Below are 26,238 nucleotides of genomic sequence, written 5' to 3'. Positions count from 1 at the left end.
CTTCGCCAACACGATCAACACCCACGAAGGCGGTACCCACGAGGAAGGCTTCCGCGCGGCACTCACGTCGACGGTGAACAAGTACGCCACCGACAAGAAGTTGATCAAGGACAAGGACGGCAAACTTACCGGCGACGACATCCGCGAAGGGCTCGCCGCGGTTATTTCGGTCAAGGTGGCCGACCCACAGTTCGAGGGCCAGACCAAGACCAAACTGGGCAATACCGAGGTCAAGAGTTTTGTGCAGAAGGCGTGCAACGAGCACCTTGGGCACTGGTTCGAGGCGAATCCGGCCGAGGCCAAGACCATCATCCGCAAGGCGGTCGATTCTTCGCAGGCGCGTATCGCCGCCCGCAAGGCCCGCGAGCTGGTTCGCCGGAAGACGGCGACCGACATCGGCGGCCTGCCCGGCAAGCTTGCCGACTGCCGTAGCAACGACCCGACCAAGTGTGAGGTCTACATCGTCGAGGGCGACTCCGCCGGCGGCAGTGCGAAGTCGGGCCGCGACTCGATGTACCAGGCGATTCTGCCGCTGCGCGGCAAGATCATCAATGTCGAGAAGGCCCGCATCGACCGCGTCCTGAAGAACGCTGAAGTCCAGTCGATCATCACCGCCTTCGGGACCGGAATCCACGACGAGTTCGACATCGCCAAACTGCGCTACCACAAGATTGTGCTGATGGCGGACGCCGATGTGGACGGCCAGCACATTGCGACTCTTCTGCTCACGCTGCTGTTCCGGTTCATGCGCCCGCTTATCGAACACGGCCACGTGTACCTGGCCCAGCCGCCGCTGTACAAGCTGAAGTGGCAGAAGGGTGCCGAACCGGAATACGCCTACACCGATCGTGATCGTGATCGGCTCCTTGAGGCGGGCCACACGGCCGGAAAGAAGATCAACACCGCCGACGGCATCCAGCGCTACAAGGGTCTCGGCGAGATGAACGCCAGCGAGCTGTGGGAAACCACGATGGATCCGTCCATCCGAGTGCTCAAGCAGGTCACCCTCGACGACGCTGCTGCTGCCGACGAACTGTTCTCCATCTTGATGGGCGAGGACGTCGCGGCGCGACGCGGCTTTATCGCCCGCAACGCCAAGGATGTCCGGTTCCTCGATGTCTGATCACAGATGATCCGAAAGTGCTTGTGCCAAACCAACTTTGGTGACTGCTGTGGGCAATCGCCAGAACCAAAGAGGACCCGATGACTGACACCACACTGCCACCCACCGAGGACGAAGGCCACGACCGCATCCTGCCGGTGGACATCCAGCAGGAGATGCAGAACAGCTACATCGATTACGCCATGAGTGTGATCGTCGGCCGTGCGCTCCCGGCAGTCCGCGACGGACTCAAGCCGGTGCACCGCCGCCTGCTGTACGCGACGAACGATGCCGGCTACCGCCCCGACCGCGCGTACGTGAAGTCGGCGAAACCGGTCGCCGAAACCATGGGCAACTACCATCCGCACGGTGACACCGCGATCTATGATGCGCTGGTCCGGCTCGCCCAACCATGGTCGATGCGTTACCCATTGATCGATGGCCAGGGAAACTTCGGTTCCCGCGGCAATGACGGCCCGGCCGCCATGCGCTACACCGAGGCGCGCCTGACGCCGCTCGCGATGGAGATGCTGCGCGATATCGACGAGGAGACCGTCGACTTCGTGCCCAACTATGACGGCAAGACCGATGAGCCGACGGTGTTGCCCGCGCGCATCCCGAACCTGCTGATCAACGGTTCGGGCGGCATCGCGGTCGGGATGGCGACCAACATTCCGCCGCACAACCTGCGCGAGGTGGCCAACGCCGTGTTCTGGGCACTGGACAACCACGAAGCCGACGAGGAGGCCACCCTGGCCGCCTGTATGGACGCCGTCAAGGGTCCCGACTTCCCGACGGCGGGTCTGATCGTCGGCGGGCAGGGGATTCGTGATGCCTACACGACCGGCCGCGGCTCGATCCGGATGCGCGGCGTGGTCGATATCGAGGAGAACAAGGGCGTTACGACTCTCGTCATTACCGAGCTGCCCTACCAGGTGAATCCCGACAATCTCATTCAGTCGATCGCCGAACAGGTCAACGAGGGCAAACTCAAGGGCATCAGCCGCATCGAGGACCAGTCCTCAGACCGGGTCGGCATGCGCATCGTGGTCACGCTGCGACGCGATGGGGTCGCGAAGGTCGTGCTGAACAATCTGTACAAGCACAGCCAGCTGCAGACGAGTTTTGGCGCGAACATGCTCTCCATCGTCGACGGGGTGCCCCGCACGCTGCGCCTGGACCAGATGATCCGGTTCTACGTCGCCCACCAGATCGACGTCATCGTGCGACGCACCCGGTACCGGTTGCGCAAGGCCGAGGAGCGGGCCCACATCTTGCGCGGACTAGTCAAGGCCCTCGACGCGCTCGACGAGGTCATCGCCCTTATCCGAGCGTCGGCCAACACCGAGAACGCCCGCAACGGGTTGATCGCGCTCCTCGACATCGACGAGATCCAGGCCGATGCGATCCTGGCGATGCAGTTGCGCCGGTTGTCGGCACTGGAGCGCCAGAAGATCGTCGACGAACTCGCCGAGATCGAACGCGTGATCGCCGACCTGCAGGACATCCTCGCCAAGCCCGAGCGCCAGCGCTCGATCGTCCGTGATGAACTTGCCGAGATCGTCGACAAGTTCGGTGACGATCGGCGAACCCAGATCATCGCGGCCGAAGGGGATGTCGCCGATGAGGACCTGATCGCGCGCGAAGACGTCGTCGTCACCATCACCGAGACCGGATACGCCAAGCGCACCAAGGCCGATCTGTACCGCAGCCAGCGCCGAGGCGGGAAGGGCGTGCAGGGCGCCGGTCTCAAGCAGGACGACATCGTCGCCCACTTCTTTGTGTCCTCGACACACGACTGGATTCTCTTCTTCACGACGAAGGGGCGGGTGTACCGCGCGAAGGCCTACGAACTGCCCGAGGCGGCCCGGACCGCCCGCGGGCAGCACGTCGCAAACCTGCTCGCCTTCCAGCCGGAAGAGCGGATCGCACAGGTCATCCAGATCAAGTCGTACCAAGACGCTCCCTACCTCGTGCTGGCGACGCGCAACGGCCTGGTGAAGAAGTCGAAGCTTGAGGACTTCGACTCGAACCGGTCCGGCGGCATCGCCGCGATCAACCTCCGTGGGGAGGACGAGTTGGTGGCGGCGCGGTTGTGCCGTGCCGAGGACGACCTGTTGCTGGTGTCGGCCCAGGGTCAGTCGATCCGCTTCAGCGCGACCGACGATGCGCTGCGGCCCATGGGCCGGCAGACCTCAGGCGTGCAGGGGATGCGGTTTAACGAAGGCGACGAACTTCTCTCGATGGTTGTCGTCGACGAGACGGACTTCCTCCTGGTGGCGACAACCGGCGGATATGCCAAGCGGACGTCGATGGACGAATACCCCGTCCAGGGTCGCGGCGGTAAGGGCGTGCTGACCATTCAGTATGACAAGCGGCGCGGCACTTTGATCGGCGCGATTCGCGTCACCCTGGACAGTGAGGTCTATGCGATCACCTCGACGGGCGGAGTCATCCGGACCCGGGCGAAGGAAGTCCGCAAGGCCGGTCGCCAGACGAAGGGTGTTCGCCTGATGAACCTGGGCGAAGGCACTACGCTGTTGGCCATCGCCCGAAACGCTGATGAGCCCGACGAGGATTCGTCGGACGAGAGCTAGGAATTGCTACGTGACGACTGAAGATTCTGACCCGAAGGAGGTCGGCGTGGCGTCGACGGACGACCCGAAGTCTGGCACGAGGACGCAGTCGAAGGCCCAGGGGGCGGCGGAGTCGGCTACCGAGGCGGCGCAAGCCGCATCGGACCAGGGGGAAACGTCCGGTGCGGACCGGACCGGTGGCGACAAGAGTGCTGCGGACAAAGCTGCTGCGGACAAGAGTGCTGCGGACAAGCCCGGGGTGAAACCGCCCTGGCAACGAGCCAACGACCTCACACCCGAAACCGGCGGCGGCGCACGGTCGGTGCCCAAGAAGAAGAAGCCGATCATCACCGGCACCGCCGCTCCGAAACTCGACGAGTCGGCAGAGCCGGCCGGGACCGACGGCGATCGGTTCGTCGAATCGCCGACCCGCAGTATCGGGCGGTCGCAGGTGAAGGCCAAGGACCTGCCGAACCTCGACGAGATTCACGCGGCCGCGACGGCGCCCCGCGGGGGCGCGCCGGCCGGGCAACGGTCGGCACCGACCCAGGTCGGCACCGGTGGGACCGGGGCGTCGCGTGCCTTGCGCGCGACGGTGCAAATTCGGCGGATCGACCCCTGGTCGACGTTGAAGGTCTCGGCGATCCTGGCGGTCATCGGCTTCTTTATCTGGATGATTGCCGTAGCGGTGCTCTACCTGGTGCTCGACGGTATGGGGGTGTGGTCGCAGGTGAACTCGTCGGTTGGCACGCTGACCACCGACGGGGGCGGTGCCGCTGATGCGATCGGTGCCGGCACGGTATTCGGCTGGGCGTTCCTGATCGGGGTCGTCGATGCGATCCTGCTGACCGCGCTGGCGAGTCTCGGAGCGTTCATCTACAACCTGTGTGCCGACTTCATCGGCGGCGTCGAGGTGACTCTCGCCGATCTCGACTGATCCGGGCGAGCCGGTCGTCGACGTCCTGTTTTGTGTCGGTACCCGTCGGTGCGGTAATGTCTGCTCTCGGTTCACGGGCCTATAGCTCAGGTGGTTAGAGCGCTTCGCTGATAACGAAGAGGTCGGAGGTTCAAGTCCTCCTAGGCCCACCATCCGTACTTGCCGGGCTGGTGTGATCCACCAGCCCGGCGATCGGGGCCTTAGCTCAGTTGGTAGAGCGCCGCCTTTGCAAGGCGGATGTCAGGAGTTCGTTCGTTATCTCCGGTTGACAGGCTCGGTGAGGGGTTGACCAGCAGAGATGCTGTGGTGGACATGTCCGCCACGAGGCCGTAGTTTGGCGGTGGGACGGCGCCCAGCAGTGGGTGCACAACCGAATACGGGGGCTTAGCTCAGTTGGTAGAGCATCGCCTTTGCAAGGCGAGGGTCAGGGGTTCGAATCCCCTAGCCTCCACTGTGTGATGAGTCGCGACATGTGTCACACATGAGTCGCGACATGTGTCACGTGGAAGCCCCCGGCCATCGGCCGGGGGCTTTCTGCGTGAGGTCAGGATCACAAAGATCGCTTCCGACACCCAGCCACTACCGCTTACGGGGCGAGCGACCCTTTCGTGGGCCGATTGTGGTGATGGTCGCGCCCTCATCACTGGTATCCGATCCGCCGGGGTCGGCGTCGTCTGCAACCGGGGCGTTCTCCCTGACGTCAGCGCGTAGCTCATCCTCGGCCGCCGCGAATCTCGGGCGCTCAGTCCGCAACGATTCCAATCGCTGTTCGATCGCTTCTTCGAGGAGCGCTTGATGGCTGCGTATGTCGAGGAACGTGCGCGCCAGCTCCATTCGCTTGCGCAGCAACGCACTCGCGCGAAATCCGAGCGCTTCAGTGGGTTCCGCGCGGCTCGGACGACCAGGGCGTCGCTGCTCAGACACGCCGTCCCCTCCGTCCAAATTCGCCGTTTAATGTAAAAATGTAACGTAAACTCGCGCTCGTGAGCGAGTGCATCCCTCGGTTCCCTGTGACTCCGGACCAGGTCGATGCCCAGTGGGCTCTCGTTGAGGGCGGTGCGGTGATGGCCCGCCAGCGTCGAAACGCGCTGGTGCTGGTTGATGGCGTCGAGCATTCGCGACGTTGTGAATCGGGCCTCGGAGCGGTCACGAACACCGCCTTGCTGGATGTGTTGATGAATCTGCCGCTCGAAGATCCGGTGCCGGTCTCCGGCCTCTCCGCGCGGGAGTATGCGGTTCTGTGCCGCGCTCCTGACGGTGTCGTCAGCCATGAAGACGGCTGCGTGGTCAGGCATCTGAGCGAACCCGCGTCAGTGTCCGCCGCCGTCGTTGAGGCCAACACGTGGATACACGCGCAGGCCGCGCTGGCGGCTTTCTCGAACGTGGCTCAACGAGTCGCCGTCATCAGCGATATGCCGACCGCCCTGTCGGTCCCTCGGTGGGAGGCCGATGTGGCAGGGATCGGCATCTGGACGAGGCTCAACGGGGAGTTGGTTGAAGTCATCGCTCCGGCACCGTTCGCTCCGCGTTACCGGAAGCCCGCCAGGTGGAGGTTCCTGGAGAACGCGTACAAGCAGTGGCTTAAAGCCACGCACCCGACGTCGTCGTCCTCCTTTGCTGAGGGTCGTCGAGTTCGCACAGCCGACGCAGGATGACGTCGGCGTCGATCGGCTCGCCCCCGGAGGTCAGGCTCAGGTGTGCCGCGAGAGCATCAGCGCGACTACGGCGCAGCCAAGCGGCCCGCTCGGGATACTCGCGGTCGTTGAGTTCGCGGACGAACTCGTCGATCGCGTGGAGATTGTGCTCGACAACGGCGAGCTTGTCCTCGTCGTCGGAGGTGTACGAGTCGACCGCCGTGTTGCAGTCGGGGCAGACCGGCGTCGGGAGGTCTGCATACCAGTCCTCGTAGATCGCCGGACTGCGCATCTCAAGGAGTTCGCGATGAAACAGGCCCGGGATAAATCCGGCCGCGTGCGGTCCACCTCCCGACGCGGATGGTCGCGGTGGGCGTCTCCAACTCGACTTCGCGCCGACGAACGCGGCGGCCGCCCCCAAGGACAAGGCGTCAGTCGCGACGAGCGGATCCACATACACCAGCCACGCACCGGGGTGGTCGGCAAGCACAGACCGTAGGCCCGCAACCCGCCCGTGAGCGGCGAGACCATCGAACGGGCCGACGACAGCGAGCGCCAGACCCGGCTTTGGCGTCAGCGCCCGCAGCGGTCGCAGCGCCGCCCGTACAGCGTCGACCTGATCCAGGAGAGTGATGTCCAGTGCGATGAACGGCACGACAGGCCAACGTGCCTCCTGAACGACCTCCACCACCGCAGACAGCGCATCCAGCCGGTCGGCGAGTAGCGAGGGCGTGAGGATCGCGTCGATACCGAGATCCTTGATCCGCGTCAGGCCCCAGGATTGAATGCCGGGATCGAAAAGGGTGCCGGCACCTTCCGAGTCGGTCAGAGCTGTGGGCCGGTCGACTGTGGCGATCGTGTTCCATTCATGTGGATCGATGGTGATCGATCCGGCGACACCGGCTGACCGAACCTTCACCACGGTGTCGTCGATGCCTCCCCGATCACGCATGAGCAGCGGCCAGGTCCACGGGACGTCATTGCCGCGGTACTCCTGCAGCTGCTCTACAGTCTCGGGATCAGCTGCAACGCCGAATCCTGACACCGCACCTTCAGGCAAGGCCTGGCGTTCGATCTCCATAGATCACTGTCTAGTCACTTCCGCGGGCCGCCACCGGCGATTCGGATATTCCGGTCACATCGATTGGTGCACCTAGCAGCAGGTAGCGAGTACTGCGCGGAGTGCTTCGAGGGCATCAGGTTCGGCGCGGTATAAGACGTTGATTCCACGCCGCTCGGAGCTGACCAGGCCGGCCTTCTTGAGCTGGCCGAGATGGTGGCTCACGGTCGCCGACGACAGGCCCACGGCCTCGGCGAGATCGCCCGTGCTGACCTCGCCGGGACGGGCAGCCATGAGGATCGAGATCAGCTGGATCCTGGCGGGGTCGGCGAGGGCCTTGAGTCGCAACGCGAGCTCGAGCGCGGCTCCGGCGTCCATCACGCCCGCGGCGAGCGGTGCGCAGCAGATCGGGGCGCTGATATCGACCACGGGAAGCGTCTTGGGCATGACTCCAATCTACCCACTTGTTGACATATGTCAAAGTGTGGTTTAGAACTGAACCCGCACACCTTTTAGATATATGTCTCAGCCTTGGAGGTTCTCATGTCCCGCGTCCAACTCGCCCTCAACGTTGACGACCTGGAGCAGTCGATCACGTTCTACACCAAGCTGTTCGGCACCGGCCCGGCGAAGGTCAAGCCCGGCTACGCCAACTTCGCGGTCGCCGACCCGGCCCTGAAGCTGGTGCTGCTGGAGAACCCCGGCCAGGGCGGCAGCATCAACCACCTCGGCGTCGAGGTCGACTCCAGCGACAAGGTGCACTCCGAGATCGCCCGCCTCACCGACGAGCGGCTGTTCACCGAGGAGGAGATCGGCGCCACCTGTTGCTTCGCCACCCAGGACAAGGTCTGGGTCACCGCCCCGGACGGCGAACGCTGGGAGGTCTACACCGTCCTCGCCGACGCCGAGACCTTCAACGGCGAACCCGCCGCAGCCCCCGCTGCCGGGGCGGCAGGCGATGCTGGCGCGACGCCGGCGGCATGCTGCACCCCGGCCTCGGCGAACTGCTGCTGAACGCCCGACTGCCTGGTTCGGCCGGCCGGTTCGATGGCCGCCACCCTGCCTGGGGTGGCGGTCATCGCCGCATCCTGGGCGAGCAGCTCCAGGCCTTGCGTCGTGAATCGATATCTGTCAATATCGATGTGTGTCGAATTCGATTCCGTTGACCGACGTGACCGTGCGGTGCTCACCGCTGGTCCGCGAGCCCCTGTCGGAAACCCAGTCCGTTGACCTGGCGGCGGTGTTCAAGGCTCTCGCCGACCCGATCCGGTTGCGGCTGTTCAGCTTGATCGCCAGCCACGAGAACGGCGAGGCCTGCGTCTGCGATATCTCTCCGGCGGTGGACGTCTCGCAGCCGACGATCTCGCATCACCTCAAGGTCCTCAAGACCGCGGGGCTGCTCGAGTCCGAGCGTCGCGCCTCCTGGGTGTATTACCGCGTCGTCCCCGACGTCTTGTCCTCGCTCGCCGGGATCCTGCAGTCCGGCGAACCCGCCACCTCGATGGAGGTTCTTTCGTGACCAGCCCCGCCCCGACCGCCGAGCATCAGCCGGTCGTTGGCAAACTCTCCACCCTCGACCGGTTCCTGCCGGTGTGGATCGGCGTCGCCATGGTCGCCGGTCTGCTGCTGGGCCGGATGATCCCCGGACTGAACACCGCGCTGGAAAAGATCCAGGTCGACGGAGTCTCCCTGCCGATCGCCATCGGCCTGCTGATCATGATGTACCCGGTGCTGGCGAAGGTCCGCTACGACCGCCTCGACACCGTCACCGGCGACCGCAAACTGCTCCTCGGCTCGCTGCTGCTGAACTGGGTCCTCGGCCCGGCGCTGATGTTCGCGCTGGCCTGGATCTTCCTGCCCGACCTGCCCGAGTACCGCACGGGCCTGATCATCGTCGGCCTCGCCCGGTGCATCGCGATGGTGATCATCTGGAACGATCTCGCCTGCGGTGACCGCGAGGCCGCGGCCGTTCTGGTGGCGTTGAACTCGGTGTTCCAGGTGATCATGTTCGCCGTCCTCGGCTGGTTCTACCTCTCGATCCTGCCCGGTTGGCTCGGCCTCGAACAGACCACCATCAGTACCTCGCCGTGGCAGATCGCCAAATCGGTGCTGATCTTCCTCGGCATCCCGCTGCTCGCCGGCTACCTCTCGCGCCGGATCGGGGAGAAGACCAAGGGCCGCGACTGGTACGAGGGCAAGTTCCTCCCGAAGATCGGCCCGTGGGCCTTGTACGGGCTGCTGTTCACCATCGTCATCCTCTTCGCGCTGCAGGGCGAGCAGATCACCTCCCGCCCGTGGGACGTCGCCCGGATCGCGGTGCCGCTGCTGGTGTACTTCGCGATCATGTGGGGCGGCGGCTACCTGCTTGGCGCCGTCATGGGCCTGGGCTACGAGCGGACGACCACGCTGGCGTTCACCGCTGCGGGCAACAACTTCGAGCTCGCGATCGCCGTCGCGATCGCCACCTACGGCGCCACCTCCGGGCAGGCCCTGGCCGGCGTCGTCGGCCCGCTCATCGAGGTCCCCGTCCTGGTCGCCCTCGTCTACGTCTCCCTGGCGTTGCGTAAGCGTTTCCCCCTCACCCCGTCCTCCACTGCGACCGCAGCTGATTCGTCCAGGAGCGTGAACTGATGCCCGCCAACCCCGCCACCACCGACAAGGCCGCCGAGATCGAGACCGGCACGCCGAGTGTGCTGTTCGTGTGCGTGAAGAACGGCGGCAAGTCGCAGATGGCCGCCGGTCTGATGCGCAAGACCGCCGGCGACGCGGTCGCCGTGTACTCGGCCGGCACCAAACCCGGGGCCGCGGTCAACGGCCTGTCCGCCGAATCCCTGGCGGAAGTCGGCGTCGACATCACCGGCGAGACTCCGAAGCCGATCGATCCCGAGCTGCTCGCCCGCGTCGACCTGGTGGTCACCCTCGGCCGCGAAGCGGTCGTCGACACCCCCGCTGGTGTGGCGCTGGTCAACTGGGACACCGACGAGCCGTCGGAGCGGGGCATCGACGGGATCGAGCGGATGCGCCTGGTCCGCGACGACATCGCCGCCCGCGTCACCGCGCTGGCCGCCGAACTCACCACCCGGTAGCAACTTCTGCAGGCCGGGATCGGACGAACGGGAGCACCCGGAAATGAACGCCACCACCGAACCGGCCGGCACACCGGAACTGCTGATGCCGCAGGCGCTGCTCGCCCGGACTGCGGAGCGGCTCGCGGTCCAGTACCGCGGGATCGTCTCCGAGCAGACCGTCGAACGGGTCGTCTTCGAGTCCTACACCGCGCTGCGGCGCACCGCCCGCATCCACACCCACCTGGTCACCCTCGCCGGCCGGTTCGCTGCCGAACGCCTCGCCGCACTCGCCCAGTCCACGGGTGCGACCAGTAAGACGGTGCCGGAGGTGCTGTTCATCTGCGTGCACAACGCGGGCCGCTCGCAGATGGCCGCCGCCCTGCTCACCCACCACGGCGGCGGGCGGGTGCACGTCCGCTCCGCGGGCTCACTGCCTGCGGCGGTGATCAACCCGGTGGTCGAGCAAGCCATGAGCGAGGTCGGCCTCGACCTGGCCGCCGAGTTCCCCAAGCCGCTCACCGACGACGTCGTCGCCGCGGCGGACGTGGTGATCTCGATGGGCTGCGGCGACGCCTGCCCGGTCTACCCGGGCAAGCAGTACCTGGACTGGCAGGTCACCGACCCCGACAACCACCCCATCGAGACCGTCCGCCTGATCCGCGACGACCTCGACCGCCGCGTCAAAGCCCTCCTCACCGACCTCCTGTCGGCTACTACCTGACCCACCCCCGTCTCTGATCTGGTCGACCGCCCGGCCTTCGCCGCCGTCGGCTGTGTTCCGCTGCCCTGCTCATCTCGCTTGTGTTCTTGGAAGGGAACGAAACTTCATGTCTGCACGCAAGATCATCGCCATCGGCGGCTCGGACGCCGGGATCTCCGCCGCCCTGCGGGCCCGCGAACTCGACCCCACCAGCGAGGTCACCGTGGTCGTCGCCGACGCCTACCCGAACTTCTCCATCTGCGGCATCCCGTACTACGTCTCCGGCGAGGTCACCCACTGGAGCAACCTCGCCCACCGCACCGCCGCCGACCTCGCCGCGACCGGCATGACCGTGCACACCGACACCCTCGCGACCGCGATCGACGCGGCCGGGCACCGCCTCACGGTCACCGGCCCCGACGGCGCCACCCGCGACCTCGACTACGACGCCCTCGTCATCGGCACCGGCGCGGTATCGGTGCGGCCGCCGATCACCGGCCTCGACCAGCTCGGGCCCGACGATGGTGTGCACCTTCTGCACTCGATGGGCGACACCTTCGCCGTGATGAACACCCTCACCACGAAGGACCCGAAGACCGCGATCATCATCGGCGCCGGCTACATCGGCCTGGAAATGGCCGAAGGTCTCACCGCCCGCGGCATCCACGTCACCCAGATCGAAGCCCTCCCCGAGGTACTGCCCACCGTCGAACCTGAACTCGGCGCCCTCGTCCACGCCGAACTGACCCGCAACGGCGTCGACGTCCGCACCGGCACCCTGGTCACCGCCGTGAACCGCACCGCCACCGGCGGGCTGGCCGTGACCACCAGTCGCGGCGAAGAGACCGACCAGGTCACCGCTGATCTGGTGCTCGTCGTCGTTGGCGTGCGCCCCGACACCGAGCTGGCCGCCACGGCCGGGGCCGAGCTCGGCATCAAGGGCACGATCGCCGTCGACGAGCAGATGCGCACCAACCTGCCCGACGTCTTCGCCGCCGGCGACGCCGTGCACACCCACCACCGCCAGCTCGGCATCACCTGGCTCCCACTGGGCACGACCGCCCACAAGCAGGGCCGCGTCGCCGGCGAGAACGCCCTCGGCGGCACCGCCCACTACACCGGATCCCTCGGCACCCAGGTCGTAAAGATCTTCGACCTCGTCGCCGCCCGCACCGGCCTCAAAGAGACCGAAGCCCTCGCCGCCGACCGCGGCTGGGTACCGGTATCGACAACGTCCACACCGGACGATCACAAGGCCTACTACCCGGGCGCCACCCCGATCAGCATCCGCATCACCGGCGACCAGAACACCGGCATCCTGCTCGGCGCCCAGCTCATCGGCCATCGCACCGCGGAGATCTCCAAGCGCGTCGACACCTACGCCACCGCCCTGCACCACGGCATGACCGTCGACGCCCTCTCCGAGCTCGACCTGTCCTACACCCCACCCCTCGGCTCCCCATGGGACGCCGTGCAAGTCGCCGCCCAGAACTGGGTCCGCGAGCACCAACTGCACCACCAACGCAGCGCCCTTAACCTGAACCCGTGACCACCAGCGACCACGACACCCCGGCGATCGTCGCGATGCGGCCCGAGCACGGGCCACAGGTCCTCGCGATCTACCAAGCCGGGATGGACACCGGTAACGCCACCTTCGAAACCACCGCACCCAGCTGGACGGACTTCGACCAACGACACCTACCCGAGCACCGCTTCGTCGCCCTCACCCCAGGTGGGCAGGTCACCGGGTGGGTCGCCGCCGCGCCCGTCTCGGGGCGCTGCGTCTACGCCGGTGTCATCGAGCACAGCATCTACGTCGAGCCCGGCCACGCCGGGCAGGGGATCGGAGCGGCGTTGCTGCAGGCCCTCATCCGGTCCGCCGACGCGGCCGGGGTGTGGATGATCCAGACCGGGATCTTCCCCGAGAACCACGCCAGCCTCGCGCTGCACCGGGGCGCCGGGTTCCGCACCGTCGGCACCCGCGAACGCATCGGCCAACGCGACGGTCACTGGCGGGATGTGGTCCTCATCGAACGACGCCGCTGACTACCGCCTACGCCTATCCGGACTCAGCCGGCGTCACCGACTTCGGAACCGTCGTCTGGTTCGTCCTGCGCTCCCTCTGGGTCGCGGGTGATCGACACGATCACCGACGAGCGGCGGAACTGCTCAGTGTCGAAGGGACTCGCGGGATCGTCGAACCAGACCAGCGACTGATCACCGACGCGCGGCCAGCGGGACACTCTTGTGATCCGGTGTGCGATGCCGTCGTAGTCGAACGCCCCCGACGGACTGGCGGGGCCGGGACGGCGCGTGTAGGTCAACGCGTCCAGATCCCACAGGTGCGTAGATCCCTGGGATGCCACCACCCACCGGCCGCGCATACCGCCCGCGAGCTCATCGACCGTCTCGGAAGGTGGATCGTTGACGTCAGGCGCCTGGTGGACATCCGGCTCATCCGTCATGGGGACTCCTCGTATCGGGGTCGGGCTCGCTGTCCCGGACGCTAGGCGGTGTTGATCTGGGGCGCCGCCGCCGGGTGCGCCCATGATTTTGGGCCTCGGGTTCGCGTGCCGTCTTTGGCGGATCTACTCGGCGGGCTCGAGGACGCGAGGATGGATCAGTTCGATGCGTGGGACGTGGATTTCGGCGCCGCCGAGAACCCGCACCCGCGGCCACTCGCCGTCGACCATCGTCAGGCCGGCCTGCGCGGGGGTGAGGCCGTCCTCGGTGGGGATCAGGCACGCCTCACCGGGACCGGCCTTGCACCCTGGGCAACCGGTCTTGACCTCAATGGTGATTCGCGACTTTTCGAGCTCGAGCTTCTCCTCGTCGGTGGCGTGGCGCCAGCAGCCGAAACCTTCCTGGTGGCCGACTCCCGCCTGGTACAGCGGCCGCATCTGACACGGTTTTCCGTTCGTCTTCGGCCGCAGGCACTTCTGCTTGAGGCTGCGGTCGAGGTCGTCCTTCTTGGCCTTGATCCGCTCGACGTTGAGAGCCATCTGCGTCAGGTAGTCAGCGGTGTTGTCGCCGGCCGCCTCGTGCAGGGCGAACACCTGCCGCGGAGACCGAGCGCCGGTCCACCGCCGGCCGTCCGACCCGTATACGGCGACGGGAAGCTTGCGTGCGACGATGCCGATTGCGGCCTCGATGTAGTGCGTCAGGCCGGTCGCTTCGGGTGTGTTGAAGACCCGCTCCGGAGCGATGGCGATGCCGTACTCGCTCTCGATCCGTGCGGCCTCGCGGTTGAATCCGTCGACGGCGATTTCGACTTGCCGCAGAGCTGTGATCAGTGGCGTGTGATCGAGCGGGGTGGGCGCGGGCTTCGGGCGAGGGGTGCGGCTGCGATCTGATCTCCGGGACATTGGTACGAGCGTGCCAGTAACCAATTCGGAGGTTGCTCGACGGTCGCCCGATGCTTGGTAAGACCGTATCCCGCCTCGGCAAAAGATCGAGGCCATGGTGTGGGGCTACGCCGCTTGCCGAATCACCGGCTCCGGACTCGCGGACGGGTGCGTCGGCGGGAGCGCGGTGACGCGGCCGGCGCGGACGCCGTTGGCGATGACGACGATCTCGGCGAGTTCGTGGACGGCGACGACGGCGGCGAGTCCGAGGATCCCGAACAACGCGAGTGGGATGAGGATCGCGATCAGGCCGAGGGATAGGCCGACGTTCTGCAGCATGATCGTTCGGGCTCGGCGGGCGTGGTCGAGGGCTTGGGGGAGGGTGCGGAGGTCTTCGCCCATGAGGGCGACGTCGGCGGTTTCGATCGCGATGTCGGATCCCATGGCGCCCATGGCGATGCCGAGGTCGGCGGTGGCCAGGGCGGGGGCGTCGTTGACGCCGTCGCCGACCATCGCGGTGAACGAGCTTTGGCGGAGGTCGCCGATGATGCGGGCCTTGTCCTCGGGCCGCAGGTCGGCGTGCACGTCGTCGATGCCGGCGATCTGCGCCAGCGCGGTGGCGGTGGCGGTGTTGTCGCCGGTGAGCATCGCGACGGTGGCGCCGCTGCGGTGCAGATGGGCGATCACCTCGCCGGCTTCGGGGCGCAGCTCGTCGCGGACGGCGACCACCCCGATGACCTGGCCGTCGTGTTCGACGAGGACGGCGGTGGCGCCGCCTGCCTGCATCGCCGCGACTCGCTCGGCGAGGGGGCCGGGTTCGATCCATCCGGGACGCCCCAGCCGTGCGGGGCGGCCGTCGACGAGACCGGTCAGGCCGGCCCCGGGGACGGCCTGCACATCGACCGCGGCGGTGGTCTGGCCGTGGGCGGTGAGGATCGCGCGGGCCAGCGGGTGTTCGCTGTGTGCTTCGAGCGCCGCTGCGATGGCGAGCACCCGCTCCTGACCGTCAGTGCGGCCACCGCTCGCGCTGCTACCCGGGCCGGTGCTGGGCGTGGTGATGTCGGTGTTGGGTTCGGTGGTGGCGATGTCGACGACGGTGGGTCGGTTCGCGGTCAGGGTGCCGGTCTTGTCGAGGGCGACGGTGCGGACGCGGCCGAGGGCTTCGAGGGCGGCGCCGCCTTTGACGAGGACGCCGATCTTGCTGGCGGCGCCGATCGCGGCGACCACGGTCACTGGGACGGAGATCGCCAGCGCACAGGGGGAGGCGGCGACGAGTACGACCAGGGCTCGTTCGATCCAGGTGGCCGGGTCGCCGAGGAGGGATCCGAGGATGGCGATGGCGGCGGCGAAGATCATGATCGCCGGTACCAGGGGTTTAGCGATCGTGTCGGCGAGGCGCTGCGCGTCGCCCTTGCGGGACTGTTCGGCCTCGACGATCTGCACGATCTTGGCCAGGGAGTTGTTCTCCGCGGTGGTGGTGACCTGCACGGTCAGGGCGCCGGTGCCGTTGATCGACCCGGCGTAGACCTGCGTGCCGGGTCCGGCTTCGACGGGCACCGATTCGCCGGTGATCGCGGAAACATCCAGTGCGGTACGGCCATCGGTGATGGTGCCGTCGGTGGCGATCCGCTCGCCGGGTTTGACCAGCATCAAGTCCCCGACGACCAAGTCGTCGGGGGAGACGACGGTCGGGGTGCCGTCCCGCACGACGGTCGCGGTGTCCGGGACCAGGTTCAGCAGAGCGCGGAGGCCGCGGCGGGTGCGCGAGACCGCGTACTCCTCGAGACCTTCACTGATGGAGAACAGCACGGCGAGCATCGCCGCTTCGCCGACCTCGCCGAGGATCACCGCGCCGACCGCGGCGATCGTCATCAGGGTGCCGACGCCGATCTTGCCCTTCGCCAACCGGCGCAACGTGGAGGGGACGAACGTCCACGCCCCGATCAGCAGCGCCACCCACTCCAAGGCGAGGGCTATCGTTTCGGGGCCGCCGGTCCAGCCGACTATGTACGCGGCGAGCAGGAACGCCGCGGCCGCGGCGGCGGCCTGCAGCTCCCGCACCTGCCACCAATGCTCCGGGGCCTGCTCGTCCTCACCGGCGGGTTCGTCGTGCCCGCAGCCGCATGCGTCGCTCATCGCCGCACCGCCTTCGCCGCCGAAGCTCCCTCAGTCCCGGCGACGGTCGCCTCGTCGCTTCCGCAGCACGGTGCGGCACTGTCGGTGCCGTAGTTCGGGCACAGCGCGACGGCGTTGCCGGTGGCCGCCAGCAGCGTCTCCGCCGCCGCGAGCAGATCCATCAACTCCGGCCGGGCCAGGCTGTAGAACACCTGCCGGCCCTCCGGGCGGCCCTCGACGAGACCGCAGTCCCGCAGGCACGCCACGTGCGCGGACACGGTCGACTGCGCCAGCCCCAACTCGGCCATCAGGTCCGCCACCCGAGTTTCGCCGCCGTGGGCCAGGCGAGTCGCGATCGCCAGGCGGGTGCCGTCGGAGAGGCTGTGGAACAACGCCACCGCGGGATCGAGGCCAGCCCCGGCCGCCACCGAACACTCATTCATCGCCATACGGCGACGATAGCGGCCTTCTGTGGTGTAATCGAATCATCACGAAGAAACTCCCGGCCGCGGGCTCGCGGCCGGGCGAGCATGGTGGGAGCTGCTGGTATGCCGTCGATGTCGACGATCGAATCACTGTTCTGCCGCAGTGTTCCATGGGAGGCGGTCACCGGCAGGTGGGTGCTGCCGTGGGCGCTGCAGAACGTCCAGCCGCGGGGCAGGGTGCTAGAGATCGGCGGCGGGGGCGGTGCGATGGCTGCACAGATCCTCGCCACCAGCCCCGACGACGTGGAGGTGACAGTCACCGATTTCGACCCGGTGATGGTCGCGACCGCCGCTGATCGCCTGCGGCGGTTCGGTGACCGCGCCCACGCCCAGGTCGCCGACGCCACCGCCCTGCCGTTCGAGGACGGCGGCTTCGACACCGTCGTCACGTTCATCATGTTGCATCACGTCGTCGATTGGGAGCAGGCCCTGGGCGAAGCCGTGCGGGTGCTCGCTCCCGGTGGGATGTTGGTCGGGTACGACCTACTCGGCAGCGCACCGGCGCGGCTGCTGCACCACCTCGAAGGCGCTCCACACCGGTTCATCAACCGCGACGAGCTGCGCCCGCACCTGGCATCCCTGCCGCTCACCGACATCAAGGTCGGGGAGAATACTGTGCTCACACGGTTCCAGGCGCGCGCTGTGTCCACCCAGAGCAGTTACCAGACGATCATCTAGTTCTGCGCTGGCGGCGCGTCGATGTCGAGGCGCCAATTGGCGTATGGCCGACCACGGTCACTTGACACGATGGCTCGGCCGGGGCAGCACCCCCTAGGTGTATTTAAGGGTGGTCATCATGCCCATTTCCATGTGATAGATGTTGTGGCAGTGCAGGGCCCATGTTCCGGGGTTGTCGGCGTCGAGGTCCACCTCGACTGAGCCCATCGGTTTGATGAGCACAGTGTCCTTGCGCAGTCCGGCGCTGCCGGGCAGTGACCAGGTGTGGCCGTGGATGTGCATCGGGTGCAGCATCATCGTTTCGTTGGTGATCTGCATCCGCAGTCGTTGGCCCTTGCCGACCGTCAGCGGGTTGTCCTCGCCGTGCTTCTTGCCGTTGATGCCCCAGGCGTACGGGTCCATCTGACCGTTGAGCGCGACTTTGATCGTCGAGTCCGGTTCACGGTCGGGCAGGCGTGCGGAGTCGGCGGCGGCGAGCTCGGTGGCGCCGAGGAGCACAGGGCCGTCCAGTTCGGCGGGACGCACGTCCGGGGCGGGGGCAGCGCCGGAACCCGTGCGCAGGACGGCGAGTGCCTGGCCGTTCTTGCCTTCGGCGGCGGCGACGAGGGGGAACACGCCGTCGCCGACGGTGACGGTCACGTCGTAGCGTTCGCCCATCGCGACGAACAGGGCACGGGCCTGCTTGTCCTGCACTCGGTGGCCGTCGGTGTGGGTGACCCTCAGGGTGTGTCCGCCGAGGGCGACCCGGAAGACGGTGTCGGAGCCGGCATTGATGATCCGCAGGCGGATGCGTTGTCCGGGTTTGGCGCGGAACTCGGTGGGTGCGGCCGGGATCCGGCCGTTGATGAGGTAGTGCGGGTAGACCACGTCACCGGCATCGCCGAGCCGGGAACTGCTCATGCCGGGCATCGAGGAGTGGTCCATGCCGCCCATGTCCATGCCGGGTTTGATCGGGCCGGTCTTGGCCTGGAAGTCGGCGAGGATCTGGTCGGGGTTCTTACCGACGCCGTCGGTCCAGTCGTCGAGGACGACGATCCATTCGGCGTCGTAGGCGCCGGGTTCGTTGGGGTCGTCGATGATGATCGGCGCGTACAGCGCGCGGTCGAGTTGCGCGCCGACGTGCGGGTGGAAGAAGTGGGTACCGGCATCGGGGGCGGTGAACTCGTACACGAACCGCCCGCCGGGGCGAATCGGATCCTGGGTGACGCCGGGAACGCCGTCGGCCTGATTACGCAGCCGGATGCCGTGCCAGTGGATGCTGGTGTCGGCGGGGAGCCTGTTGTCGAGGGCCACGCGCAGGAAGTCGCCGGCGTTGGCGCGAATGACCTTGCCCGGCAGGGCGTCGTCGTAGGCCCACGTTCGAGCGGTGATGCCACCGAGGTCGACCGTGCTCTCCCGGGCGGTGAGTGTCGTTTCAACGACCTTCTGCCCGGGCTGGGGTGTTGCTTGCAGCGGGGGACCCTGCAGCGGACGGGAGGCGCCGCCGGGCGTGCTGGCGGTGTTGTCGCCGCACGCGGCGAGCGCTCCGACGCCGAGGGCGGCGAGGCCGCCGAACAGGGCTGTTCGTCTGGTCACCGGTGTCATGCGTGATCCCCTTGGGTCGAGTCGAGAGATGGAGGCAAGCAGCGGTGCCTACGGCGCGGCGGGGCTGGTGGAGGGGCTGCCGTGGTCCATCCCCGGCATGTTTGGCATCCCCGGCATGCTGGGGTGCGGTGCGGGGGGCGAACTCGGGGTGCTGCTCATCGAATGCCCGGCGGGCATCTGCGTTTGGGATGAGGCCGGTGTGCTGCTGGTGTCGTGATTCATCGACGACATACCGTCGCCGCAGGCGGTGGTGGCGAGGACGATGGTGGCGGTAACAGCTGCCGTGGTGAACAGTCGCTTGGGATTCATGGGTTCTTCCTTTTAGCCGGGATTCTCTGGGGGACTCTGCGGTGGGTTTGTCTGGGCGGTGAGTTCGGCACCTCGGTGGTGTCGGGGGTCGGCGCTGGGTAGCCACGCTTGGCGCTGCGGCACTGGTAGATCGGCAACGTTAGCGTGAACTGGGCGCCCCGGCCGGGCCCGCGGCTGGTGGCGGTAAGGGATCCGTCGTGGGCTTCGGCGAGCGCACGGGCGATGGTCAGTCCGATTCCGCCGCCGCCGGCGTCGCGATTGCGGGAGGTGTCGGTGCGGTAGAAGCGGTCGAAGACGTGTGGGAGGTGTTCGGGGGCGATGCCTTCGCCGGTGTCGTCGATGAGGATGTCGACGAGATTGTGGTCTCGGCGTCGGCTGCTGACGGTGACGCTACCGCCGGGTGGGGTGTGTCGGCGGGCGTTGCTGAGCAGGTTCGCCAGGGTCTGGCCGATGCGGGTGCGGTCCGCGGCGACCAGATCCGTGGTGGTCGGGCCGACGATCAGGTCGATACCTGCGTCGTCGTAGCCGGGTTGCGCTTCGCGGACCGCGGCGGTGGTGATGTCGTTGACCGCGGTCGGTTCGGGTTCGACACGCAGTTGGCGTTCGCCGGCGCGGGAGACCGAATCGATGTCGTCGGCGAGGCGTTTGAGCCTGCTGGTGGCGCTGCGGATGACGCCGTACATCTGCTCGCCGGGGGTGCGGATGCCGTCTTCGGCAGCTTCGATCTGCGCGGCGATCGTAGTGATCGGGGTGCGGAGTTCGTGGGCGAGGTCCGAGAGCATCTGCTGGCGGATCTCCTCGGTGGTATCGAGCTGCTCGGCCAGCCGGTTGACACTGCGGGTCAGGTCGCTGAATTCACGGCCCAGGCGGCTGGGCGGGACTCGGACGGCGTGGTTACCGGCGGCGATGTTCGCGGTCGAGGTGACCACGGCACTGATCGAGCGCTGCACCCGACGGGTGATCAGCCAGCTGACCACCAGTGCCAGCACCACCGAGCAGAGCAGGGCGACCGACACGGACACGATCAGCGAGGAGGCGAACGCCTCCTCGACGTGCTTGGCCTGCGGGGATGTGGTGGGCAGGCCGGCGTGGGCCATGTGGGTGTGGAACAGGTGCGGCGCGACCGTCCAGGCAACCAGAGCGGAGCTTGCAGCGCCGGCAGCGATCACGACGGTTTGGGCGATGAACAGGCGAGTGGTGAACCCCGAACGTTGCCGCCCGCCGGCCCGCCGCCCGGACAGCAGCGTGCTCATCGTTGCGACCGGCCGTCACCCATTCGGTACCCGATCCCGCGAATGGTGCGGATGTAGCGGCGCTCGGCCGCGGTGTCACCGAGCTTGCGACGCAGGCTCGCGATGTGGACGTCGACGACGTGGGCGTCGCCGACCCAACCGGGACCCCAGAGCTCGGAGAGGAGCTGATCGCGGCTGAACACCATCCCTGGTCGGCGGGAGAGCACATCGAGCAGGTCGAATTCAGTGCGGGTGAGCGCGATCGGTGTCCCCGCAAGGCTCACTTCCCGCCCCTGCGGGTCGATCACCAGCTCGTCGATCCGGCGTTCCCCGGGCAGCGGCATGCCAGAGGCGTTGACGGTTCCGGCGCGCGGCCTGCGGAGCATCGCTTCGATCCGGGCGATCAGCTCGCGGGGGCTGAACGGTTTGGTCAGGTAGTCGTCAGCTCCGACGGACAGGCCGACGAGGGTGTCGACCTCGTCGGCGCGGGCGGTGACCATCACCACGTAGGCATCGGAGAAGGTGCGCAGTTGCCGACAGACCTCGACGCCGTCCAGCGAGGGCAAGCCGAGGTCGAGGACGACGACGTCCGGGGGCAGGCGATGCGCGGCGGCCACCGCAGCGGCGCCGTCGCCGCTGATCTCGACGTCGAAGCCGCTGCGTTGGAGGTAGTCGGCGATGACCTCGGCGAGGTCGGGATCGTCCTCGATGACCATCGCGCGCAGGCCCAGTTTCGGCCGCGGCTCAGTCACCGCCGCCGGCCTGGGCTCGGCAACAATCGCATCCATGCCTCCCATCGTGGCCTGACGGTATGCCGATGTTCGAGCCGAGACGGCGATCTTGAGCAAATCTTGATCTTGAGCATACGTAACCGCCCGGTTAGGGCACGCACAGTCGTAAGCGGTCAGACACCCCTCACCGGACTGATCACGATGTGGCGCGTTTTCACCAGGGCGCGCCCCAGGCGCGCCGCCCCCGCTGGCCCCTGCCGGTGCCGCAGCGGACCTCTGCTGTGGCCGGGCGGCGTCGCCGCACACCTGCGACATCCTGCTTCGCCCTCCGAAAGGAATACCCCGACGTGAGCCTCCACGCGACTACGGTTCCCGCCCAACAACCGCCGGTACCGCTGCATCATCCGGCGTTGCCGTACCGGCAGTTCGGCGAGCCCACGGCGTCCTCGGACCGGCCCGGCGCTTTGGTGGGCAACACCCCGGTGATGCGGATCGCAGAGCCGTTCACACCCGCCGGGCATGGTTTCTGGGCGAAACTGGAGGGCTTCAACCCCGGCGGGATGAAGGACCGGCCTGCCCTGCACATGGTCGAGCGGGCCAAGGCACGGGGCGATCTGGCGCCGGGAGCGCGGATCGTCGAATCCACCAGCGGCTCCCTGGGGCTCGGCTTGGCGTTGGCGGGGATCGTGCACGATCATCCCGTGACGTTGGTGACCGACCCGGGACTGGAACCGATCCTCACCCAGATGCTCGCCGCGTACGGCGCCCGGGTGGACATGGTCACCGAACCGCACCCGAGCGGTGGGTGGCAGCAGGCCCGCCGGGACCGCGTCCAATCGCTCCTGGCCGCCGATCCGACGGCCTGGTGCCCGGATCAGTACACCAACCCGGACAACGTCAGCGCCTACCAGCGGCTCGCGCTCGAACTGCTCACCCAGCTCGGGCACATCGACGTCCTCGTCTGCTCGGTCGGCACCGGGGGCCACTCGGCGGGGATCAGCCGCACTCTGCGGCAGTTCCTGCCCGACGTCGAGCTCGTGGGCGTCGACACCATCGGATCGACCATCTTCGGCCAACCCGCGCACAAGCGGCTCATGCGCGGTCTCGGCTCGAGCATCTACCCGGGCAATGTCGACTACGCGGCGTTCTCCGAGGTGCATTGGGTCGCCCCCGAGGAATCGGTATGGGCGTGCCGGACCCTGGCATCGACGCACTACGCCACCGGCGGCTGGAGCGTCGGAGCGGTCGCACAGGTAGCCGGGTGGATCGCCGGTACCCGCTCCCCGGACACGGTCGTCGCCGCGATCTTCCCCGACGGCCCACAGCGGTACTACGGCACCGTGTACAGCGACGAGTACTGCCACGCCAACGGCATCGACCCGACCGTGGCGCCGCCATCGGCGCCCGTGACCATCGCCGACCCCACCGCGACCGTGGTGACCCGATGGTCTCGTTGCAGCGCCGTGCGCGACCCGCTCACTGCGCGATGACCGGTCCGATCGCCACGTTCCGCACCTTCGACCGGCCCAGCCAGGTGTTGATGGTCAACCAGTTCACCATCAACCTCGGCTTCTACATGCTCATGCCCTACCTCGCCGGATACCTGGCCGGGCCCGTCGGACTCGCCGGGTGGGCCATCGGTCTGGTGATGGGGATCCGCAATTTCTCACAGCAAGGCATGTTCCTCATCGGCGGCACACTCGCCGACCGGCTCGGATACAAACCGCTGATCGTCGCCGGGTGTCTGCTGCGGACCGTCGGATTCGGGCTGCTGGCCACCGTTGATTCCCTGCCCGCCCTGCTGGCCGCGTCCGCGGCCACCGGGTTCGCCGGCGCATTGTTCAACCCCGCTGTGCGGGCGTACCTCGCCGCTGACGTCGGGGACCGCCGCATCGAAGCGTTCGCGATCTTCAACATCTTCTACCAGGCGGGGATCCTCGTCGGCCCCCTGGTGGGGGTGTTGCTCATGGCGTTCGACTTCCGCGTGACCTCACTGGTGGCCGCGGTAGTGTTCGCCGCACTGACCGTCGCGCAGATCCTCGCGCTGCCCCGCGATCGCCGCGAAGGTGCACCTGCCGGCGAGCCGCGGCGCTCGGTGCTGGCGGACTGGCGGATCGTGGCCGGGAACCGCCGGTTCGTCCTGTTCGCCTGCGCGATGATCGGCTCTTATGTCCTCTCGTTCCAGGTGTACTTGGCGCTGCCGCTGCACGCGGCGGCGATCACCGGCAGTGAACCGTCGTCGACGTACCTGGTGGCGGCGGTGTTCGTGGTCACCGGAATCATCGCGGTCGCCGGGCAACTGCGGATCACCAGCTGGTTCCGCCGCCGATTCGGACCCACCCGCAGCCTGGGAGTGGGTATGGCGGTGATGACCAGCGCGTTCGTTCCCTTGTTCGTGGTACCGACCGCAACGCTAGCCGGAAAAGCCACCGCTGCCGGCGCGCTGCTGATCGCTGCCGCCGGCCTGGCAATCGCGACCGCGACCGTCTTTCCGTTCGAGATGGACACCGTGGTCAACCTCTCCGGCGACCGGCTGGTCGCCACCCACTACGGGCTGTACAACACAGTCGTCGGCGTCGGGATCCTCGCCGGCAACCTGGGGACCGGTGCGCTCCTTTCGCTGGGCATTCGCCTGGGATTCCCCGGGTTGATCTGGGCGGTACTGATCGCTATCGGCGCCGCGGCGACGATCGCGTTGGGCGCCCTGCACCGCACCGGCGCACTGACTAGACCCGAGCCGACAGGCGCCGCGGCCGCCGCATCCCCAGCCGCCCGGATCCGCGCCACGTCCCACCGAAGGCCTGCTGAGGCCGGCCGGCACCGGCGGTGGTAGGCGGATGCGGAGTCAGGGTCCGAAGGCCGCGCGGGTGCGTTCACACGCCGAACCCGGCGGGTTTGTTCCGCCGGGTTCGGATGGGGAGAACCTTGGTTCAGGTCGTAGTCACGTCTGTGTCCTTCGCCGGCTCAGCGGCTGGTGTGCGCCGCAGCGTGACCAGAGCTATGCCGGAGCCGACCAAAGCGATTGCGCCAGCGCCAAGGAAAGCGGCGGAGAATCCGTCAGTGAGTGCCTGCGCATTGCCGAGTTGATCGGCGCCGAACGCAGCGGCGATCGCGGTCATGGCGGCGAGCCCGAGCGCTGATCCGACCTGGTAACTGGTGTTGACGATGCCCGCGGCAAGACCGCCCTCCTCTGGGCGGGCAGACGAGATCGCGGTGCCCAGCGACGGGATGAAGGCCAATGACATGCCGAGTGCCGCGACGAGAGAGGCCGGCAGCACGTCGACCCAGAAGTTGCCGTCAGGACGGATCAGCGATAGCCATCCCATACCGATGGCGAGGATCAGCAGTCCGGCGACGATCGGGACCTTCGGCCCGAACGCACCCATGATCCGGGGCGCGAGCACGATCATGCCGAGCATGATCAGCGCGGTCATCGGCAGAAGCGCGGCGCCCGACGGGAACGCGGTGTAGTCGAGGACCTGCTGCAAGTAGAGGTTGAGGAAGAACCACATCGGGATCCACGCGCCGCCGAGCAGTATCTGGGCGAGGTTCGCCGCGCCCAGATTGGGAGTGCGGAAGATCGAGAGCCGCATGAGTGGTTCACGACTCACGGCCTGGGAGACCACGAACGCCACCAGCAGGGCCGCGGCTACGCCGAGAGCGATCCAGGTCTCGCCGGAGCCCCAGCCGACCTCGGGGGCACGGACGATGCCGTACACCGCGGCAGCGAGGCCGAGAGTGACGGTCAGCGCTCCGAAGATGTCTACTGAGCCACGGCCGCCCATCGCCCCGCCGGGCATCAGGGCCGGGGTGGCGATGAGAGCGACGGCGGCGATGGGGATGTTGATGAAGAAGACTCCAGGGCCACGAGATGTACTCGGTGATCACGCCGCCCAGGAACACACCGGCGGTGCCACCGGCGGGGGCGGCTGCGCCGTAAAGCGCGAGAGCCTTGGTGAGTTCCTTCGGGTTCGCTCCGAAGATCATCATCAGCAATGTCAGCGCAGAGGGGGCGATCAATGCGGAGCCGGCGCCCTGGATGGCGCGGCCGGTCAGTTCGATGCCGACGTTGGTGGCGAGCCCGGCGACGAGTGAGCCGACGAGCAGGACGAGCCAACCGGTCGCGAACATCCGGCGGGCGCCGAACAGGTCGGACAACCTGCCGCCGAGCAGGAGTAGGCCGCCGAGGGCGATGACGTAGGCGTTGAACACCCACGACAGGTTGTGCTGGGTGAACCCGAGGTCGGCCTGCATCTGCGGCAGGGCCACGCCGATGATCGAGGTGTCCATGATGACCATGAACTGCGCGGTGGCGATCAAGGCGAGTGCCCACCAACGGGTGGTGCCTCCTCGTGTTGTGCTTTCGGTACTCATCATGTACTCCATTCCGGTAGGGGGTATGTGCCCGGCCGGAGGCCGGTGGCGGTTCTACTGTGTGTGGGATTCAGTCGGTGGAGATGCTGCGGAATCCGCGGAGCCGCAGGCTGTTTCCGACGACGAAGACGCTGGAGAGGGCCATCGCTGCGCCGGCGAGCATCGGGTTGAGCATGCCCGCCGCGGCGACAGGGATCGCTGCGGTGTTGTAGGCGAAGGCCCAGAACAGGTTGGTCTTGATCGTGCTCAGGGTCTTGCGGGACAGGCGGATCGCGTCGACTGCGCTGCGCAGGTCGCCGCGGACGAGGG

General features: G+C 67.4%; 24 protein-coding genes, 2 tRNA genes and 2 pseudogenes. 17 read left to right on the top strand and 11 right to left on the bottom strand.

The annotated features are described in order from the left end of the window. The 6 genes from B4M62_RS08995 to B4M62_RS08970 all read left to right on the top strand — a co-directional run. A partial coding sequence (locus tag B4M62_RS08995; RefSeq protein WP_290706821.1) for a toprim domain-containing protein occupies positions 1-1,123 on the top strand: 1,123 nt, incomplete at its 5' end. A gap of 80 nt (positions 1,124-1,203) precedes the next feature. Further along, positions 1,204-3,699 (top strand): DNA gyrase subunit A, encoded by a 2,496-nt coding sequence (gyrA, locus tag B4M62_RS08990; RefSeq protein WP_290706818.1) that lies wholly within the window; start codon positions 1,204-1,206, stop codon positions 3,697-3,699. 10 nt (positions 3,700-3,709) lie between these two features. Next, positions 3,710-4,615: a DUF3566 domain-containing protein gene (locus B4M62_RS08985; protein WP_290706815.1), complete on the top strand. Its 906-nt coding sequence runs from the start codon at positions 3,710-3,712 to the stop codon at positions 4,613-4,615. A 75-nt stretch (positions 4,616-4,690) separates the two neighbouring features. After that, positions 4,691-4,767: transfer RNA gene (locus tag B4M62_RS08980), tRNA-Ile, on the top strand. A 226-nt stretch (positions 4,768-4,993) separates the two neighbouring features. After that, positions 4,994-5,066, top strand: a tRNA-Ala gene (locus B4M62_RS08975). 532 nt (positions 5,067-5,598) lie between these two features. Further along, the gene (locus B4M62_RS08970) at positions 5,599-6,270 is read left to right on the top strand and encodes a hypothetical protein (protein ID WP_241548407.1); all 672 of its coding nucleotides are present in this window, start codon (positions 5,599-5,601) and stop codon (positions 6,268-6,270) included. On the opposite strand, the gene B4M62_RS08965 is transcribed toward B4M62_RS08970, so the two are convergent. Together B4M62_RS08965 and B4M62_RS08960 are read right to left on the bottom strand one after the other, a co-directional pair. Beyond that, a complete protein-coding gene (locus B4M62_RS08965) occupies positions 6,197-7,330 on the bottom strand; it encodes a hypothetical protein (RefSeq protein WP_241548406.1) in 1,134 nt (377 codons plus the stop codon). The genes B4M62_RS08970 and B4M62_RS08965 overlap by 74 nt on opposite strands. 72 nt (positions 7,331-7,402) lie before the next feature. After that, complete coding sequence (locus B4M62_RS08960; protein WP_241548405.1) at positions 7,403-7,756, bottom strand: Rv2640c family ArsR-like transcriptional regulator; 354 nt, start codon at positions 7,754-7,756, stop codon at positions 7,403-7,405. A 96-nt stretch (positions 7,757-7,852) separates the two neighbouring features. Here B4M62_RS08960 and B4M62_RS08955 point away from each other — a divergent pair, with 96 nt between their 5' ends. From B4M62_RS08955 to B4M62_RS08925, 7 genes are all read left to right on the top strand, one after another. After that, positions 7,853-8,323, top strand: a complete 471-nt coding sequence (locus B4M62_RS08955) for an ArsI/CadI family heavy metal resistance metalloenzyme (RefSeq protein ID WP_241548404.1) — start codon at positions 7,853-7,855, stop codon at positions 8,321-8,323. A 130-nt stretch (positions 8,324-8,453) separates the two neighbouring features. Further along, entirely contained in the window at positions 8,454-8,828 is a 375-nt protein-coding gene (locus B4M62_RS08950) for an ArsR/SmtB family transcription factor (protein ID WP_241548403.1), read from the top strand. After that, a complete protein-coding gene (gene arsB / locus B4M62_RS08945; RefSeq protein ID WP_241548402.1) occupies positions 8,825-9,940 on the top strand; it encodes an ACR3 family arsenite efflux transporter in 1,116 nt (371 codons plus the stop codon). Before B4M62_RS08950 ends, arsB begins: the two co-directional genes overlap by 4 nt. Then, entirely contained in the window at positions 9,940-10,395 is a 456-nt protein-coding gene (locus B4M62_RS08940) for a low molecular weight phosphatase family protein (RefSeq protein ID WP_241548400.1), read from the top strand. The genes arsB and B4M62_RS08940 overlap by 1 nt, the downstream gene beginning before the upstream one ends. 43 nt (positions 10,396-10,438) lie before the next feature. Beyond that, positions 10,439-11,098: an arsenate reductase ArsC gene (locus tag B4M62_RS08935; RefSeq protein ID WP_241548399.1), complete on the top strand. Its 660-nt coding sequence runs from the start codon at positions 10,439-10,441 to the stop codon at positions 11,096-11,098. A 106-nt stretch (positions 11,099-11,204) separates the two neighbouring features. Next, complete coding sequence (locus B4M62_RS08930; RefSeq protein WP_241548397.1) at positions 11,205-12,626, top strand: FAD-dependent oxidoreductase; 1,422 nt, start codon at positions 11,205-11,207, stop codon at positions 12,624-12,626. Further along, complete coding sequence (locus B4M62_RS08925) at positions 12,623-13,123, top strand: GNAT family N-acetyltransferase (protein ID WP_290706806.1); 501 nt, start codon at positions 12,623-12,625, stop codon at positions 13,121-13,123. The genes B4M62_RS08930 and B4M62_RS08925 overlap by 4 nt, the downstream gene beginning before the upstream one ends. Before the next feature lie 23 nt (positions 13,124-13,146). On the opposite strand, the gene B4M62_RS08920 is transcribed toward B4M62_RS08925, so the two are convergent. The 4 genes from B4M62_RS08920 to B4M62_RS08905 all read right to left on the bottom strand — a co-directional run bounded on the left by B4M62_RS08920 (position 13,147) and on the right by B4M62_RS08905 (position 16,985). Next, positions 13,147-13,542, bottom strand: a complete 396-nt coding sequence (locus B4M62_RS08920) for a hypothetical protein (protein ID WP_241548395.1) — start codon at positions 13,540-13,542, stop codon at positions 13,147-13,149. A 123-nt stretch (positions 13,543-13,665) separates the two neighbouring features. Further along, on the bottom strand, positions 13,666-14,442 hold the full coding sequence (locus tag B4M62_RS08915) for a hypothetical protein (protein WP_241548394.1): 777 nt from the start codon (positions 14,440-14,442) through the stop codon (positions 13,666-13,668). Between the two features lie 105 nt (positions 14,443-14,547). After that, positions 14,548-16,557 (bottom strand): heavy metal translocating P-type ATPase, encoded by a 2,010-nt coding sequence (locus B4M62_RS08910; protein WP_290706802.1) that lies wholly within the window; start codon positions 16,555-16,557, stop codon positions 14,548-14,550. Beyond that, positions 16,554-16,985: an ArsR/SmtB family transcription factor gene (locus B4M62_RS08905; RefSeq protein ID WP_290706800.1), complete on the bottom strand. Its 432-nt coding sequence runs from the start codon at positions 16,983-16,985 to the stop codon at positions 16,554-16,556. Before B4M62_RS08905 ends, B4M62_RS08910 begins: the two co-directional genes overlap by 4 nt. A gap of 108 nt (positions 16,986-17,093) precedes the next feature. On the opposite strand from B4M62_RS08905, the gene B4M62_RS08900 reads away from it, so the two are divergent. Then, a complete protein-coding gene (locus tag B4M62_RS08900; RefSeq protein ID WP_290706798.1) occupies positions 17,094-17,699 on the top strand; it encodes a class I SAM-dependent methyltransferase in 606 nt (201 codons plus the stop codon). Positions 17,700-17,792: 93 nt separating this feature from the next. Here B4M62_RS08900 and B4M62_RS08895 read toward each other — a convergent pair whose 3' ends face one another. Then, complete coding sequence (locus tag B4M62_RS08895; RefSeq protein WP_068746065.1) at positions 17,793-19,283, bottom strand: multicopper oxidase family protein; 1,491 nt, start codon at positions 19,281-19,283, stop codon at positions 17,793-17,795. A 28-nt stretch (positions 19,284-19,311) separates the two neighbouring features. Between B4M62_RS08895 and B4M62_RS08890 the strand changes: the two genes are divergently transcribed. After that, positions 19,312-19,500 (top strand): hypothetical protein, encoded by a 189-nt coding sequence (locus B4M62_RS08890; RefSeq protein ID WP_068746066.1) that lies wholly within the window; start codon positions 19,312-19,314, stop codon positions 19,498-19,500. Between the two features lie 88 nt (positions 19,501-19,588). On the opposite strand, the gene B4M62_RS08885 is transcribed toward B4M62_RS08890, so the two are convergent. Continuing rightward, entirely contained in the window at positions 19,589-20,845 is a 1,257-nt protein-coding gene (locus tag B4M62_RS08885; RefSeq protein ID WP_290706792.1) for a sensor histidine kinase, read from the bottom strand. After that, positions 20,842-21,612 (bottom strand): response regulator transcription factor, encoded by a 771-nt coding sequence (locus tag B4M62_RS08880; RefSeq protein ID WP_290706790.1) that lies wholly within the window; start codon positions 21,610-21,612, stop codon positions 20,842-20,844. The genes B4M62_RS08885 and B4M62_RS08880 overlap by 4 nt, the downstream gene beginning before the upstream one ends. Positions 21,613-21,950: 338 nt before the next feature. Between B4M62_RS08880 and B4M62_RS08875 the strand changes: the two genes are divergently transcribed. Beyond that, complete coding sequence (locus tag B4M62_RS08875; protein ID WP_414651811.1) at positions 21,951-23,045, top strand: PLP-dependent cysteine synthase family protein; 1,095 nt, start codon at positions 21,951-21,953, stop codon at positions 23,043-23,045. Next, the gene (locus tag B4M62_RS08870) at positions 23,042-24,388 is read left to right on the top strand and encodes an MFS transporter (RefSeq protein WP_290706787.1); all 1,347 of its coding nucleotides are present in this window, start codon (positions 23,042-23,044) and stop codon (positions 24,386-24,388) included. Before B4M62_RS08875 ends, B4M62_RS08870 begins: the two co-directional genes overlap by 4 nt. Positions 24,389-24,485: 97 nt before the next feature. On the opposite strand, the pseudogene B4M62_RS08865 reads toward B4M62_RS08870, so the two are convergent. Next, positions 24,486-25,929 (bottom strand): annotated as a pseudogene (locus B4M62_RS08865) (MFS transporter). 70 nt (positions 25,930-25,999) lie between these two features. Further along, positions 26,000-26,238, bottom strand: a pseudogene (locus B4M62_RS08860) (heavy metal translocating P-type ATPase); the annotation flags it as partial.

This window comes from Gordonia sp. UBA5067, from assembly GCF_002414845.1.
Taxonomy (GTDB): domain Bacteria; phylum Actinomycetota; class Actinomycetes; order Mycobacteriales; family Mycobacteriaceae; genus Gordonia; species Gordonia defluvii.
Note: the sequence above shows the minus strand (reverse complement) of the source record. Positions and strands in the feature narration are given on the sequence as shown.

What these genes read in the sequence shown, in the direction of transcription:
- gyrA (WP_290706818.1), top strand. Translation starts at nt 1,204, where the DNA reads ATGACTGACACCACACTGCCACCCACCGAGGACGAAGGCCACGACCGC.
- B4M62_RS08965 (WP_241548406.1), bottom strand. Translation starts at nt 7,330, where the DNA reads ATGGAGATCGAACGCCAGGCCTTGCCTGAAGGTGCGGTGTCAGGATTC.
- B4M62_RS08960 (WP_241548405.1), bottom strand. Translation starts at nt 7,756, where the DNA reads ATGCCCAAGACGCTTCCCGTGGTCGATATCAGCGCCCCGATCTGCTGC.
- B4M62_RS08955 (WP_241548404.1), top strand. Translation starts at nt 7,853, where the DNA reads ATGTCCCGCGTCCAACTCGCCCTCAACGTTGACGACCTGGAGCAGTCG.
- B4M62_RS08940 (WP_241548400.1), top strand. Translation starts at nt 9,940, where the DNA reads ATGCCCGCCAACCCCGCCACCACCGACAAGGCCGCCGAGATCGAGACC.
- B4M62_RS08935 (WP_241548399.1), top strand. Translation starts at nt 10,439, where the DNA reads ATGAACGCCACCACCGAACCGGCCGGCACACCGGAACTGCTGATGCCG.
- B4M62_RS08930 (WP_241548397.1), top strand. Translation starts at nt 11,205, where the DNA reads ATGTCTGCACGCAAGATCATCGCCATCGGCGGCTCGGACGCCGGGATC.
- B4M62_RS08920 (WP_241548395.1), bottom strand. Translation starts at nt 13,542, where the DNA reads ATGACGGATGAGCCGGATGTCCACCAGGCGCCTGACGTCAACGATCCA.
- B4M62_RS08915 (WP_241548394.1), bottom strand. Translation starts at nt 14,442, where the DNA reads ATGTCCCGGAGATCAGATCGCAGCCGCACCCCTCGCCCGAAGCCCGCG.
- B4M62_RS08910 (WP_290706802.1), bottom strand. Translation starts at nt 16,557, where the DNA reads ATGAGCGACGCATGCGGCTGCGGGCACGACGAACCCGCCGGTGAGGAC.
- B4M62_RS08905 (WP_290706800.1), bottom strand. Translation starts at nt 16,985, where the DNA reads ATGGCGATGAATGAGTGTTCGGTGGCGGCCGGGGCTGGCCTCGATCCC.
- B4M62_RS08900 (WP_290706798.1), top strand. Translation starts at nt 17,094, where the DNA reads ATGTCGACGATCGAATCACTGTTCTGCCGCAGTGTTCCATGGGAGGCG.
- B4M62_RS08895 (WP_068746065.1), bottom strand. Translation starts at nt 19,283, where the DNA reads ATGACACCGGTGACCAGACGAACAGCCCTGTTCGGCGGCCTCGCCGCC.
- B4M62_RS08890 (WP_068746066.1), top strand. Translation starts at nt 19,312, where the DNA reads ATGGAGGCAAGCAGCGGTGCCTACGGCGCGGCGGGGCTGGTGGAGGGG.
- B4M62_RS08885 (WP_290706792.1), bottom strand. Translation starts at nt 20,845, where the DNA reads ATGAGCACGCTGCTGTCCGGGCGGCGGGCCGGCGGGCGGCAACGTTCG.
- B4M62_RS08880 (WP_290706790.1), bottom strand. Translation starts at nt 21,612, where the DNA reads ATGGATGCGATTGTTGCCGAGCCCAGGCCGGCGGCGGTGACTGAGCCG.
- B4M62_RS08870 (WP_290706787.1), top strand. Translation starts at nt 23,042, where the DNA reads ATGACCGGTCCGATCGCCACGTTCCGCACCTTCGACCGGCCCAGCCAG.